The organism is Leisingera sp. NJS201 (assembly GCF_004535885.1).
GTDB lineage: Bacteria > Pseudomonadota > Alphaproteobacteria > Rhodobacterales > Rhodobacteraceae > Leisingera.
This window is the reverse complement of record NZ_CP038234.1, coordinates 3,747,243-3,761,462: the sequence shown is the minus strand read 5'-3', so window position 1 is coordinate 3,761,462 and position 14,220 is coordinate 3,747,243. Positions and strand designations below refer to the sequence as shown.

Below are 14,220 nucleotides of genomic sequence, written 5' to 3'. Positions count from 1 at the left end.
GCTCAGCCCTCGTCCGGCGGGTAGATCGCCACCCCGGTCAGGGTCTGGTTGACGTGCATCGAGTTGATCTGCTCGCCATAGGTTGAAAAGCCGACGACCCTGTTGTCCCGGAGGATGCGGGAAATGTCCTGCGAGACCTGTTTCTGCTGCGCTTCAAGCCGCCGTAGAATGCAGTCGCAGGCCAGGATGATCTCGGGGCGGCGCCTGGCACTGAGGGCGGCCATCTCGCGCTCCAGGTGGGTCACCATGTCCTCCGGTTCGGCCAGGGTCAGCACTACGCCCTCGTCGATGGCTGAGAAGAACACCAGCTCGTCGTTGTCGGCGACGCGTTGGATGGCACGCACGTGGTGCTGGTCGCCGAACTGCACCGCGACCGGATGGGCGGCAAAGGTGAAGGCGGTCAGCTGCTCTGGGTCCTTGCCCAGCACCCGGGCGTATTCGCGGGCGGCCGGTTCGGCATTGATTTCATGCACCACCCGCCGGGCCGGATCCGCCCCGGTCACCACCATGCGCTTTTCCGACGGGATCAGGTGGTCTGTCTTGAACACCTCGATCGGGCAGCGGCTGCGGACTTGGATCAGAATGGCGGCGTTGGAATGGGCCTGGCCGCCATGCAGAACAAAGGTCCTGCCGAAGTTGGTGCCGTCGCCTGCCGAGCCGCCGAAGAAGGCCACGGGCCCCAGCCCGATCGACAATTGCGAGGTCAGCGTGTCTTCCTTGGTGGAGAGCCCATCGACCAGCAGAAAGGTGAAGTCCGAGACCCAGTCCACGGTGTTCTGTGCCATGTGGTTGCGGTTGCTGATCATCCGCTCGATCACGCAGTGCGGATCGAAACTGCCGAGATCCTCGATCAGGATGGTGCGGGTCTGGAAATGCGACTGGGCAAAGCCGATGGCGACGATCTCGCCTTCCACATAGCCGCCCGCAGAAATCTCCCCCGCGGTGGTGCAGCCGACGACCTGCGCCGGGGCAAACCGGCGCTGCGCCTCCCCGATAAGCCGGTCAACGTCGGTGTCCGGCGAAAGGAACAGCACCACCAGCGACAGGCCGTTCGGGTTCAGCGCCTGGGCCAGCTGTTCGACAGCATCTGGCGCCCGGCAGTCGACCGAGCCGGACCGGACAACCTGCGGCTCCGCCACGGGCGCGCCTGACGGGCCATCGACAGGGTCCATCCTCTTTCTCCTCCCAAAATTCCACCCGCCAGACTAGGCGGGCGGCGGCGCGTCTTGCAAGACGTTTGCAAAGCTCGCCTGCTTGGCGGCCAGCACCGCCTGGGTGCGGCTTTGCACCCCCAGCTTGCGCATGATGGCGGTGATATGGGCCTTGACCGTGGTCTCGGCGATCGACAGCTCATAGGCGATCTGCTTGTTCAGCTTGCCTTCGCAGATCAGCTGAAGGATCCGGGCCTGCTGATTGGTCAGCTGCGACAGCCGCTGCAGCACGTCGTCGCTGCTGCCGGCCTTGTCATCGAGCAGCACGCAGCCCTCGGGCAGGAACACCTTGCCCTGATTGATCGCTTCCACCGCCTTCTGGAACACGTCGCGCTGGCTGTGTTTGGGAATGAAGCCGTTGGCGCCGGCATGGATCACCGAGCTGACGATGCGGTTGTCGGCCATCGAGGAGACTACCAGGATCGGGCAGTCCGTCACCTTGCGCAGCCGCAGCAGCCCGTCCAGCCCGTTGACGTCGGGCAGGTTCAGGTCCAGCACCACCAGGTCGATGCGGATGCCGTCGGCGATCATGTCGAGCGCGGCCTGCAGGGCCGGCGCGGTGTGCATGCTGCTGATTGCGGTGACCGCCTGCAGTGTCATCGCCAGGGCGTCGCAGAAAAGCGGGTGGTCATCCACCAGCAGCGCCGCGTGGAACCCTGGGGTGGTCGGCGTGTCCGTGTGTGTCGGCATATCTGCACCAGAGCTGTTGTTTTCCTGCCAGCTTAGCAAGCCGGCGGCAGCAGCGGTATACGCCTAAAGTCGCATATGGCGGGCGCGCCCCCGCAGGAGGCGCGCCTGAGTTTGTTGCCTGCGGCCCTCTGCCGGCCGGAATCAGTCTGCTTGTGCTAGCTGGCGGGGCAGGCGGAACGTCCAGAGCATGCCGCCCTGATTCAGATAGTTGACCTTCTTGGCAACCTCGCCACCCCACAGCGGCACCGCGCCGCCCCAGCCGGAAATGACCGAGACATATTGCTCGCCGTCCTGTTCCCAGGTGATCGGCTGGCCGACAATGCCGGAGCCGGTCTGGAACGACCAAAGCTCCTCGCCGGTTTCGTCGTCAAAGGCAATGAAGCGTCCTTCGGGCGTGCCGGTGAACACCAGACCGCCCGCAGTGGTCATCACCCCGGCCCATAGCGGCGAGTCGTTCTTGAACTCCCATTTGACCGTGCCGGTGTCGGGGTCTATCGCCTTGAGGCTGCCGATATGGTCCTCGTAGTTCGGCTTGATGGTAAAGCCCGCGCCCAAATAGGCGGCGCCCTTTTTGTAGCTGATCGGCTCGTTCCAGATATCCATGCCCCATTCGTTCGAGGGCACATAGAAATTGCCGGTGTTCTGCGAGAACGCCATCGGCATCCAGTTCTTGCCGCCCAGGAACGACGGCGAGGCAAAGATCACCTCGCCCTTGTTGCCATCGGCTGCGTCCGCGGGGTTGCCGGGGCGGTTGTCCTCGTTGAACACCGGGCGGCCGGTGTCGTCGATGCGCTCAGCCCAGGTGATGTCCTTGACGAAGGGCGTTGCGCTGACGAATTTACCGTCCTCGCGGTTCAGAACATAGAAAAAGCCGTTGCGGTCGGCAGTGGCAAAGCGCTTGTTGCCGCTGCGGTCGGTGTAGGCGACCACCTCGTTGACGCCGTCATAATCCCAGCCCTCGCGCGGGGTGGTTTGGAAGTGCCATTTGATCTCGCCGTTCGAAGGGTCGATGCCGATGCGGCTGGCGGCATAAAGGTTGTCGCCTGCGTTGCCTTCAACCGGTGTGCCCGCGTTGCGCAGGTGGCTGTTCCAGGGCGCCGGGTTGCCCGCGCCGAAGACCAGCGTATCTGTCTCCGCATCATAGGAGCCGCCCAGCCAGGTGGCGCCGCCGCCGGTCTTCCACATGTCGCCCGGCCAGGTGGCGTTCAGGGTGCCGGTCACGGTGCTTTCCTCGCCCTTGAAGGTGCCCATGTGGCCCTCGATCACCGGCCGGGTCCAGACCAGTTCGCCGGTTTCGGCGTCGCGTGCCTGTACCTCGCCAACGATGCCGAACTCGCCGCCGGAGTTGCCGGTGATCACCAGCCCGTTGACGATTAGCGGTGCCGCGGTCATCGAATAGCCGGCCTTGTAGTCGGCCACCTTCTTGCGCCACTTCACGTCTCCGGTCTTGAGGTCCAGCGCCACGATGCGGGCGTCCAGCGTGCCGAAATAGAAGCTGTCGCCATAGATCGCGCCGCCGCGGTTCACCACATCGCAGCAGGGTAGGATGCCTTCGGGCAGACGGGCGTCATATTGCCAGATCTCCTGGCCTGTCTCGATGTCGATGGCATAGACCCGGCTGTAGGAGCCGGTGATGTACATGATGCCGTCGTAGATCAGCGGCTGGGTTTCCTGGCCGCGCTGCTTCTCGCCGCCGAGGCTGAAGGCCCAGGCAGGCACCAGATTAGCGATGTTGTCCTTGTTTAGGGTGTCCAGCGGGCTGTAGCGCTGCAGGTGCCGCCCCATCCCGTTGGTGACCACCTGCGTGGTGGTCGTCTGATCGTTCTTGAGGTCGTCCTCGGTGACCCCGGCGTGGCTGACGCCCGCCATCATGGTCCCTGCGGCGACCGCCGTGATGAAGCGGTTCATTCTGGCTCCTCCCTCTCATTGGATCCTCAACAGCCACGACCCGGTGCGGGCTGCCGGCCTGCCACAGTATCCAAGGCGCGCCGGGCCGGCGGTATTGCACAATGGTCGTATGCGGGCGGCGGTAAGGGGGGAGGCCGGCGCAACGCAGCAATGCCCGGAGCCTTGCGGACCGGGTCTGCGGTGAATTTGCCGCGCGGTGCAGAGGGTGGCCGCTCACCCCGGTTTCGCGGCCTTGCGCATCAGCCCGCGCGCCGGGTCGTAGCCCCAGACCGCCAGCCCCAGCCAGACCAGCCCCGACAGCAGAACCCAGGCCAGCGCGCCTGCGTTCAGTTGCTGGTAAAGCGCAAAGCGGATCAGCTCGACTGCCTGGCTGAAAGGGTTCACGGCGCAGATGTCGCGCAGCAGCGCCGAGCTTTCGGCCATCTTCCATAGCGGGTAGAGCGCGGTGGACAGGAAAAACATCGGAAATATCACGAAATTCATCACCCCGGCGAAGTTCTCCAGTTGGCGGATCACCGAAGACAGCGCCAGCCCCAGCGCTCCCAGCATCAGCCCGGCTGGGACAAGGGCGGGCAGCAGCGCGGCATAGCCGCCCCAACTGAAGCGGATGCCGAATAACCCTGCCAGTGCCAGGAAGACATAGACCTGCAGGATCGAGATCGCGGTGCTGGCAAGCAGCCGGCAGACCAGCAGCCACCAGCGCGGCAGCGGGCTGGTCAGCAGCAGCCGCATCGAACCCATCTCCCGGTCATAAACCATCGACAGCGAGCTTTGCATGCCGTTGAACAGCAAGATCATGCCGCAAAGCCCCGGCACGATATAGACCTCGTAGGTGGTGTAGGTGGCGTAGGGCGGGGTGATCGACAGGCCAAGCGCGGCGCGAAAGCCCGCGGCAAAGACCACCAGCCACAGCATTGGCCGCACCAGCGCCGCGACGAAGCGTCCGCGCTGGCCGATGAACCGCAGCGCTTCGCGCTGCGTTATTGCCACTAGGGCTGTCAGCCAGGCGGTCATGCGGCCTGACCCGTAAGCCTGAGGAAGTGATCGGCCAGCCCCAGGCCGCCGCGCAGCTGGCGGGCGGTGCCGTTTTGCGCCAGTTTGCCGCGGTGCAGGATCAGTAGTTGATCGGCGTCCTCTACCTCGTCGGTGAGATGGGTGGCCCAGAGCACCGTCAGCCCCTTGCGCCGGGACAGGTCATGGACATGGGCGGTGATTGCGCGCCGGGTTGCTGCATCCAGCCCCACGGTTGGCTCGTCCAGCAGCAGCACCTTGGGATGGTGGATCAGGCTGCGGGCGATCTCCAGCCGGCGGCGGTGGCCGCCGTTGAGGTCGCGCACACGCTCACCCAGCCGGCCGCGCATCTCCAGCCGCTCCAGCGCGGCCTCGATCCGGGCCTGCGCGCTGGCGCCGCACAGGCCGTGCAAGGCGGCGAAATAGCTGAGATTGCGCTGCACCGTCAGGTCCAGGTCCAGTGTCGGCTGCTGGAACACCACCCCCATCTGCCGCAGCGCCTTGCGCGGGGCGCGTGCCATGTCGTGGCCGGCAATCCCGATCCTGCCCTGCGGCGCGGTGAACAGCCGTGTGAGCAGCGCAAACAGCGTCGACTTGCCCGCGCCGTTGGGGCCGAGCAGGGCGCAGAAGGTGCCGGGCTCAACCCGGAAGCTGACCCCGTCGAGCGCCTGCCGGGCACCGTAGGCGTAGCTCAGGTTCTCCACCCGCAGCCCGGTCATTGGATAGTGATCTCCAGCCGCTGGGTATCGCCGGTGGAGCCGGGCACCTTGAGATGGTAATTCCCCGGCTTCAGCGCGATAAAGCCGATCTCCATCTCGCCGGCCTCGTCGAATTCGATGCTGTCGAGCCCCAGCGGGCGGATTTCCAGGCCCTCCACCACGATCTCGTCGATCCAGATAGCGCGAAAGAAATCAGCCCCGGTCAACGCAAGTTCCTGGCTGCCGTCGCCCTGGATTTCGAACTCGTAATAGGTGCCGGATTTCAGCACCCAGGGCGATTCCGCCAGCGGCATCCCCGCCGACAGGGCAATCGGCGGCAGGTCTTTCTTGTTGTCGGCGGACAGCAGTCCGGCAAGGCCTAGGCTGGCCTTGCCCGGATCGTTATCGTCATCGGCCAGGGCGGCGGCGGGCAGCGCCAGGCACAGCGCCGCGGCGAAAAAGCGGGGATTAAGCATCGTGGATCCTCCTGTCAGGATACGCCGCGCCGCCGGGGCGCGGCAAGTCTCAGGGGCGCAGCGCCGCGCCCCAGGGAAAACGGCCGACTTTGATTGATTTCAGTGCCAGGCGCTGGGCGGTGTCGATCACGGTCACATCGCCGGAAACGCCATTGGTGGTGAACAGCAGCGACTTGTCGGGGGAAAACGCCATGTGCCAGACCCGGCGGCCGACCAGGATGTAATCCTCCACCTCCAGCGTCTGGGTATTGACCACCGCCACATGGTTGGACGGGCCAAGCGCCACAAAGGCAGTCTTTTCATCGCCGGTGAAGACAAAGCCCACCGGCTGCACCCGGTCGGGATGCACGCCCTTGACCTCGAAGGTGATTTTGCCGGTTTTGGCCTGGGTTGCGGTGTCAAAGACAGTGATGGTACCGCCGATCTCGGAGGAGACCCACAGAGCGCTGCCTCCGGCAGTGAATTCAGCGTGGCGGGGGCGGGCGTCGACCAGCGTATTGGCAAACAGCTGTTGCGTCTCCGTGTCTATCCAATGGGCCATGTTGGTGGTCTCCGACGTGGTGATGGCTATCTTGCCATCGGGCGAGACCGCCATGCCCTCGGGCTCGATCCCGACATTGATCTGGGCAACCACCTTGCGGGTTTCGGTGTCGACCACGGTGGTCACGGCATCGTCTTCGTTGGCGATGTAAAGGTGCCGGTCGTTGGGGTGCAGCACAAATTGCTCCGGATCCTCGCCAGAGGGCAGGTCGTGCAGGATCTCGCCGGTGGCAGCATCCAGAACCTGCACCGTGTCGCTGTCGGAGGCGCAGACATAGACCCGCGAAAAATCCTTGGAAAAGGTGATGCCTCGTGGCCGCTCCCCCGTTGCGATAGTGCGGACCACCTCCAGCGTGGCGATGTCGATCACACTGATGGTGTCGTCCTTTTCGTTTGTCACCCAGATTTCCGCGGCGCTAAGCGGCGCCGCCGGGGCCAGCAGCGCCGAAAGGGCGAGGGGCGCAAGGGATTTTGCAGCAAATGTCATTGGAAGGCTCCGCAACGGCTTTCGGGCGCATCAAGGCCCAGAGTGTCAAGTTCGCTGTGCTGGTGCAGGAAGCCGGGCAGGGGCGCCTGCGCCGCCAGCGCGCGGGGGGTTGCAAGCGGGATCGGCTGGCGCAGCTGGCCGTTCCAGCTGCGGTAGCTGAGCGGGCGGCCCTTGAAGCCGGCCAGCTCGAACGCGTCCGACAGCATGTAGCGGCGCAGGACATCCGCGTCGGCCGAGCCGGTGCGTGTCACCGCCTCTCCGATGCTGCGCACCGCAGCCCAAGCCGCGTAGTCCCGCGCCAGCATTTTGCGTCCGGCAAGCTCCTGGAACCGCGACTGCAACTGCGCGGCGCCCCATTGCTCGACCACCGGCGCCCAAGCCGCGGGAACCAGGCCTTCGGAGCCGGCGACCGGTCGCGGCAACCAGGTGTTGTAGGGAAGGTAGCGGGCGAAATCCTGCAGCTCGTCAGCGACCAGAAGCAGATCGTGACGGCCCAGGCCCTGTGACATGAGCGGCACCTCCTGGGCGGCGTTACGGCGCATGTCGGCGCCATAGTCCCAGGTCCTTTCGGCGGTGATTTCCAGCCCGAACTTGGCGGCGCTCTGGCGCAGGGCACCGGCAAAAGCCTGGTCCTGCGGGTGCTTGCCGGAGATCAGCGCCAGCCCGGTCCAGCGCTTGGACAGCGCGAACTGCATCAGCGCGTCGCTGCGCATCAGGTCAGAGGGCAGGGTATGCAAAAGGTTGCGGCGGCAGTCGCCGCTGCGCAGGCCGATGTCCGGGCTGGTGGTGTTGAACAGCAGCGCCTCCTGCGCCTCCGGCAGGGAGGCGGCGGCCAGCAGCGCCGGTTTGGGCGCATCCAGGATCAGAAGCGCGCTGCGTGCCAGCGCCGCCTGTACCGCAGCGGTGAAATCGCCGCCCGGCGGCACCACCACCACCTCCAGACTGTAGCTGTGGCCAAGGAAGCTGCCGGTTGTCCGGTTGTCTTCCTGCCCCAGCCGGGCGCCGGTCTCGCCCAGGTCTGCGGGTGGCGGGTCGAGATTAGAAAGGGTGGGGGGCTGCTGCTCCTGCTGTTTCAGATAAATGACTGGCACCTCAATCTTGTTGGGCGCGGCAAAGGCGGCGGGGCAAAGGGCCATCAGGAGTATGATTAGAAAGCGCATCGGGGCACCCTGTTCTGGCTGCATGGGCCGAGCGTACTGCCGCCTGCAGCCCCGCGGCCATTGGACCAAGGTCGTAGGCTTTCGGGGCCGGTGACCGACTTAAGTCGCGTATCGGGGCATGGCCCGGACTGGCTATGGTTGCGGCAAGCTCAAACTTACGGGAGGAACTCATGTTCAAATTGCCTCTTGCAGCCCTCGGGTTCGCGGCTCTTGCCACCACGGTGCAGGCCCACGGAGACGTCGCGCCGCAGCCTGTGAATACCGATGCCCTGCCCGAAGTGGGCGAGGAATGGCTGACCGAAAACCCCTATCGCGGCCAGGAAGCGGAGGTCTGGCAGGCGGCGATCGACATCGGCGGCAGCGGCTACAACCAGAACTGTGCCCGATGCCATGGTCTGGGTGGCGTCTCAGGCGGGTTGGCCCCCGATTTGCGCTATCTGGAGGCGGAGGAGTTCGGCGACGAGTGGTTCGTGGAACGGTTCCGCACTGGCTACACTCAGAACGGTATCACCAAGATGCCCGCTTTCGGGGAGCTGCTGGGCCAGAAGGCCGCCTGGGCAATCCGTACCTATCTGGAAACCCGGCCTGATGACGGCGCGCTGGATGAGGCCACCGGCCGGCTGCTGGAGATCCGCGACGAGCTGACCGCGCTGGCAGGGGGCAGCAATGGTGATGCGGCGGCGCTGCGGGCGGAGCTTTCAAAAATCGCGCAAGGGGTCGAAACCGGGTCCGGCGCTCCGGTGGCTGACAGCGCGCCCTACCGGGCTGCCAGCCTGATCGGCGGCGCGCAGCCGGACTTTGCCGGGGCCGCGGAGGTCCTGACTGTCGGCCTCTCGGCGGCGCACTAAGACGGGGGGGGCGGCACATGAGACAGCAGCTGGCCGGATTTCTTGCGATTACTGCGCTGGGCTGCGGCTGGGCGCAGGCCGGGCAGGCCCGCTGTGCGGATCACGTGCCGCAGCCAAAGCCGCAGAACGCCTCGCGCGACATCGTCGGGCAGGATCTCGAGACTATCCTTGAGCGCGGCTTCATCACCTTTGCGGCCTATGATGATTTCCGCCCCTGGTCCTACGAGGAGGCGGGCAAAATCAAAGGCGCCGACATCGACCTGGCCCGGCTGATTGCCGCGGAGCTGGGGGTCGAGGCTCGTTTCACCCTGGTCGCGGCGGGCGAGACACTGGACGCGGACCTGCGCCACTGGATCTGGAAAGGGCCTATCGTGGGCGGCAGCGTGGCCAACGTCATGCTGCATGTGCCCTATGACAGCGAATTTGCCTGCCGGGTCGAACAGGTGGTGTTCACCGGTCAATACCACGTCGAGGAGGTCGCCATCGCCTACCGCCGGGAGGCCTATCCCGAAGACCCGCCGGTGCCGGCCTATTTCCGCTTCGACAGCGTCGCGGTGGAGAATGACTCGATTGCTGATTTCTACCTCTCGGCTTTTCCGGGCGGCCAGCTGAGCAGTAATATCCGCCGCTATCCGACGGCGGCAGCGGCGATGGCGGGTTTGAGACGGGCTGAGACCAAGGCTGCAATGGGGCCGCTGGCACAGCTGGAGGCTGGTCTGACAGCGCAGACCGCGGTCCATACACCGCCGCTGCCTGGCTTCTCTGCGGGCACCTGGACCGCCGGGGTGGCGGTGCATTTTTCGTATCGCCCGCTGGCCTATGCGGTTGAGGATGCCATTGCCGCCGGGCTACAGGATGGCCGGATTGCCGCCATTTTCGCAGCCCACAGCCTGACCCACCGGCCGCCGGAGTTACGCTGACCTTAGCCGATGTCGTTGAAAAACTCCTACTTGATCGGCGATTAAGTGGCTGATTCAATATCCGCATTAAGCGGGAGGGTTGGCGATGACGGGACCGAGGCAGGCGGCGCAGGCCGAACTCTTTTACGAGTTCTCTCTAGAGGAGCATGCCCCGTAAGATCATCTGCTGCGATCGCTTGACCGGCATCTCGATCTGAGCGGCATCCGGGGTCATCTGGCGGGTTTCTACAGCCGCACGGGCCGACCATCGGCCGATCCTGAACCAATGATCCGCATGCTTGTGGTTGGCTACTGCTTTGGCATCCGATCCGAACGGCGGCTTTGCGAAGAGGTGCATCTGAACCTGGCCTGTCGCTGGTTTTGCCGCCTTGATCTGACTGACCGCATCCCGGATCACTCGGCATTCCCCAAGAACCGGCACGGCCGCTTCCGCGACAGTGATCTGCTGCGTCATGTTTTTGAGACGACTGTTGAAAGATGCGTGTCGGAAGGGCTTGTCGGTGGCCAGGGGGTCGCCGTGGATGCCAGCCTGATTGTTGCGGATGTTCAGAAGCAGAACTCCAGCAATCCCGAAGAATGGGTGGCCAGGGAGATCGATCCCAATGATATATCACGGGCGGTGCGCGAGTATCTCGACACTCTCGATGACGCAGCATTCGGTGCGGCCAGTGAAACAACACCCAAGTTCACGGCACATGCCGATCCCGCCAGCCAATGGACCGCGGCTCGCAAAGGACCTGCATTCTTTGCCTATTCAGACAATTACCTGATCGACACGGATCATGGGATCATTCTTGACGTGGATGCCAGCCGCTCGATCCGGCAGGCAGAGGCGGGTGCCATGCGCAAGATGACCGGCCGGACGGAAGAGCGCTTTGGCCTGAAGCCTGATCGGGCCGCAGCGGACACCGCCTATGGCTCATCTGATAATCTGGTTTGGCTGACGCTCAAGCGGAAGATACTCCCGTTCATTCCGGTCTTTGATCATTCAAAGCGCAAGGATGGCATCCGGTTGCGATCCGACTTCGCATGGGACGAAGAAAATGACCGCTACATCTGCCCGGAAGGTAAAGAACTGCGCCACACCCGGCGAAATTATTCTGATCCCAGAAGACACAACCCCAAGCCCGGCCGCCGCCAGTACCGCAGCTCAAAACTCGACAGCCAGACCTGCCTATCGAAGCAGAAATGCTGCCCCGACACTGCAACGCGCAGCATCAATCGAGACAAATATGAGATCGTGAGAGACTTCGCCCGGCTCTGCACGGCCTCCGGCTACAACCCGACCGCCCAGAGGCGGCGTAAGAAGGTCGAAATGCTCTTCGCGCACCTCAAACGCATCCTCGGGCTGGGGCGGCTCCGGCTACGAGGCCCATGTGGCGTCCAGGACGAGTTCACCCTCGCAGCCACCGTCCAGAACCTCAGGAAACTGGCCAAACTGAAGCCAATAGTGCCTGCCGCTGCGTAGAAGAGCGGTGCAACCACAGATTACTCCAGGAAATTAGGTCCATAACCCCGGGTATGCCGCCAAAAACAACAGGTTTTTCAACGGCATCGGCTCATTGTTTTTACTCGGCCATCCAGTGTCAGCAGGGTCGCGCTGAAGTCACACGGAAGGCGCGCCAACGCGGCGGTGATTTCACTTTCCTGCATCAGGCAAAAGGCGGTGGAGGCGGCATCCGCCAGCGCGGCGCTCGCAGCCTCGGTGCTGACCGTGGCCCACTGCGGCTGGCGGTCAAGGGCGGGATGTAGAATATGCGCCGAGCCCTTCAATTCCAGTGCGCCGGGGCTGGAGGTGGCGATGGCCCGGTCAATCAAACTGCGCGCTGCAAAGACACCGAGCTCAGGATCGGCCAGCCCAACGCGGAACGGACCACCGAGGGCGGCAAACTCGCCGGCATTGATCAGAATTCGCTCTAACCCCAGACGGCCAAGCGCCGTGCGCACCATGTCGGTGGCATAGCCCTGGGCAATGCCGTTGAAGGTCAGCGCCTGGCCCGGCGCCAGCCGGATCGCCTTTTCCGTCACTGAGACCTTATGCCAGCCCACGAGGCGGGCTGCCTCGTCTACGCGGCCTCCGCGTGACCGGGCGTGCCACAGCGGCTGGACCGTCGGGTCGAACACGCCTTTGGTAGCTGTGTGCATCCGGGTGCAGAGCCGGATCAGGCGCAGAAACGGCAAGGGCGGTGTTTTCAGAAATCCCGACCGGTTCAGCCGGGACAGCAAGGAGGTTGGATCATAAAGGCTGAACAGCTGTTCGGCCTGACGCAGCTGCGACTGCGCGGCGGCAATTGCTCGGTCTGCCTGCGGTTGCGGCGCGTGAATGGTAAGGCGTGCCTCGGCGCCAAGTGCAAATCCCTGCCAAGTGACGGGTGCGGCCCGCGCCGCAGGAGTTGTGACGCCGAGGGCGGCGGCAGAGATTGTCAGGAACCGGCGGCGGGTCAGTTTGGCGCTCATTCCGCAGCCTCCAGCTGTTGTTTCTTGCGTGCCGCCAGGATCAGCGGCACACAGCGGGCCGCGTCGTCGTGGATCGATACACAGTCGAGGCAGCCGAAGCATTCGTCATAGCGGACCGAGCCGGATGGTTCGATAGCGCCATAGGCGCATTTCACCCGGCACAGCTGGCAAGGGCTGCCGCAGGCAGTGCGCCGGGCGATCCAGCTGCGTTGCCGCAGCAGTCCGCCCGCGGCCATGGCCGCGCCCAGCGGGCACAGGTAGCGGCAGAACGGCTTGAACAGCACCAGCCCCGCCACCAGCCAGAAGGCGGCATAGGCGGTGAAATACCATTCGCGCAGGAAATAGGTGGTGATTGCGGTCTTGAAAGGCTCAACCTCTGCCGCGGTATCCACATGCGCGGGAGCTAGGAACAGCAGAGATACCAGTCCGACTAGAACCCCGTATTTGATGTATCTGAGCCGTCCGTCCCAGATCGGCGGTAGGGGTACCTGCGGCAGCCCTAGCCTGCGTCCCAGATGGTGTGCGAATTCCTGCAGCGCGCCGAACGGGCACAGCCAGCCGCAAAACAGCGCCCGGCCCCACAGGAAAAGGCCAAAGATGGCAAATCCCCAAAGCAGCAGCGAAAACGGGTCGTAGGCGAGGAAAGCAAAACTGCCGCCCTCGGCTGCGGTACGCAGCACGCCAAGCACAGTGACGATGGACAGCTGACCCTGGCCCCACCAGCCGATGAACAGGGTGACAACCGCCAGCACCGTCAGCCGTAGCGGTGTCAGCACCTTGCGGGCGGCGATCCGGCCTTGAGCCAACAGCAGCGCGGCGGTCAGCGCGGTCAGCAGCAACGCCAGAACGATCAGGTCTGTACGGCGGCTGCGCATTGCCTCCAGCCAGGGGGCACCGGTGCCGGGGGGCGGCGCGCAGGAAAAAACGCTCGTGGGTCTGGTGCGTTACGGGGAGTTCCACAGTGCCTGTCTCAGGCTGGAACATGCCATGCGCGCGTAGCGCTTGGACGTGCAGCGTCCACTCCTGCGCTGGGTCAAACCCGAGGCGGCGGTCCGCCCGCAGGATCATCGCAGTACCGTCGTGCAAGGGGCCGGGCAGGTCCGGCGATAGCTCCACCAGCAGATCACTGTCCCGCAGCGCGACCGGCAGCTCGTTCTGTGTGGCAAAAACCCGGTCCGGCGCAGTATTGCGGATGAAATCCGAACTGACCAGCCCGTGACGGCCGGTCTCGATCAGCAAGAGCGGCTCATCATCGGGGGAGATCGTCAGGAACTCCTGCAGCTCATCATAACCGTCTGGTGAAAGAACCGCCTGTGCGATTGACGGCGGGCCAAGGTCAACGATCCAGAGATCGAGATAGGCAGCCTCCGGGTGCTGCTGCGCCTCCGGATCGTCATCGGCCCAAAGCGTGCCGGAAAAAGCCGCGTCAACCTTCTCATTGGAGATGGTGGCGTGGGTGGCCAAGCCCTGATCCACCAGGTCGGCCCAGTCCAGCGCCTCGCTGTAGTCCGGGTCCGGCCGGGCCGGGGGGGCGGTGATGACGCCGTGCATCTTCTCACGCGCGACCGCCAGCGCTGCCGCCATAACCGAGTCATGCGCGATCCGCACCGACGCGGTCGCCTTGGTTACCCCGTCAAGATAAACGAGGGATGAACCGGAGCTCGCCTCGCCGTAGGGAGTGCCGACAGTGATCGCCGAAAAGACTGACAGGCCGGGATATTGCTCAAAGAACTTGTGAAACGGGGCTGGGCCTAGCCCAGAGACAAAGACTGGCTCGTTATGGCTGATCAGCCGGACATCCAGAAAGGTGCCGT

General features: G+C 64.5%; 12 protein-coding genes and 1 pseudogene. 3 read left to right on the top strand and 10 right to left on the bottom strand.

What is annotated here, in order from left to right; all coding sequences use genetic code 11:
- Positions 1–2: 2 nt before the first annotated feature.
- The 8 genes from ETW23_RS18605 to ETW23_RS18570 form a co-directional block, all read right to left on the bottom strand.
- Positions 3–1,172 (bottom strand): FIST N-terminal domain-containing protein, encoded by a 1,170-nt coding sequence (locus ETW23_RS18605; RefSeq protein WP_129369619.1) that lies wholly within the window; start codon positions 1,170–1,172, stop codon positions 3–5.
- 33 nt (positions 1,173–1,205) lie between these two features.
- Entirely contained in the window at positions 1,206–1,901 is a 696-nt protein-coding gene (locus ETW23_RS18600) for a response regulator transcription factor (protein ID WP_134830880.1), read from the bottom strand.
- 141 nt (positions 1,902–2,042) lie between these two features.
- Positions 2,043–3,809, bottom strand: a complete 1,767-nt coding sequence (locus ETW23_RS18595) for a PQQ-dependent methanol/ethanol family dehydrogenase (protein ID WP_129369621.1) — start codon at positions 3,807–3,809, stop codon at positions 2,043–2,045.
- A gap of 213 nt (positions 3,810–4,022) precedes the next feature.
- Entirely contained in the window at positions 4,023–4,823 is an 801-nt protein-coding gene (locus ETW23_RS18590) for an ABC transporter permease (RefSeq protein ID WP_129369622.1), read from the bottom strand.
- A complete protein-coding gene (locus tag ETW23_RS18585; protein ID WP_134830879.1) occupies positions 4,820–5,539 on the bottom strand; it encodes an ABC transporter ATP-binding protein in 720 nt (239 codons plus the stop codon). The genes ETW23_RS18590 and ETW23_RS18585 overlap by 4 nt, the downstream gene beginning before the upstream one ends.
- Positions 5,536–5,994 (bottom strand): hypothetical protein, encoded by a 459-nt coding sequence (locus ETW23_RS18580; RefSeq protein WP_134830878.1) that lies wholly within the window; start codon positions 5,992–5,994, stop codon positions 5,536–5,538. The genes ETW23_RS18585 and ETW23_RS18580 overlap by 4 nt, the downstream gene beginning before the upstream one ends.
- Positions 5,995–6,043: 49 nt before the next feature.
- Entirely contained in the window at positions 6,044–7,021 is a 978-nt protein-coding gene (locus ETW23_RS18575; protein ID WP_134830877.1) for a YVTN family beta-propeller repeat protein, read from the bottom strand.
- Positions 7,018–8,181 (bottom strand): ABC transporter substrate-binding protein, encoded by a 1,164-nt coding sequence (locus ETW23_RS18570; protein WP_134830876.1) that lies wholly within the window; start codon positions 8,179–8,181, stop codon positions 7,018–7,020. Before ETW23_RS18570 ends, ETW23_RS18575 begins: the two co-directional genes overlap by 4 nt.
- Before the next feature lie 170 nt (positions 8,182–8,351).
- Here ETW23_RS18570 and pedF point away from each other — a divergent pair, with 170 nt between their 5' ends.
- The 3 genes and pseudogenes from pedF to ETW23_RS18555 all read left to right on the top strand — a co-directional run bounded on the left by pedF (position 8,352) and on the right by ETW23_RS18555 (position 11,417).
- Entirely contained in the window at positions 8,352–9,029 is a 678-nt protein-coding gene (pedF, locus tag ETW23_RS18565; protein WP_134830875.1) for a cytochrome c-550 PedF, read from the top strand.
- A 17-nt stretch (positions 9,030–9,046) separates the two neighbouring features.
- The gene (locus ETW23_RS18560; protein ID WP_205879915.1) at positions 9,047–9,949 is read left to right on the top strand and encodes an ABC transporter substrate-binding protein; all 903 of its coding nucleotides are present in this window, start codon (positions 9,047–9,049) and stop codon (positions 9,947–9,949) included.
- Between the two features lie 85 nt (positions 9,950–10,034).
- A pseudogene (locus ETW23_RS18555) lies at positions 10,035–11,417 on the top strand (transposase).
- A gap of 77 nt (positions 11,418–11,494) precedes the next feature.
- Here ETW23_RS18555 and ETW23_RS18550 read toward each other — a convergent pair.
- Positions 11,495–12,406: an FAD:protein FMN transferase gene (locus ETW23_RS18550; protein ID WP_134830874.1), complete on the bottom strand. Its 912-nt coding sequence runs from the start codon at positions 12,404–12,406 to the stop codon at positions 11,495–11,497.
- Positions 12,403–13,281 (bottom strand): 4Fe-4S binding protein, encoded by an 879-nt coding sequence (locus ETW23_RS26885; RefSeq protein WP_368075857.1) that lies wholly within the window; start codon positions 13,279–13,281, stop codon positions 12,403–12,405. The genes ETW23_RS18550 and ETW23_RS26885 overlap by 4 nt, the downstream gene beginning before the upstream one ends.
- Between the last annotated feature and the right edge of the window lie 939 nt (positions 13,282–14,220).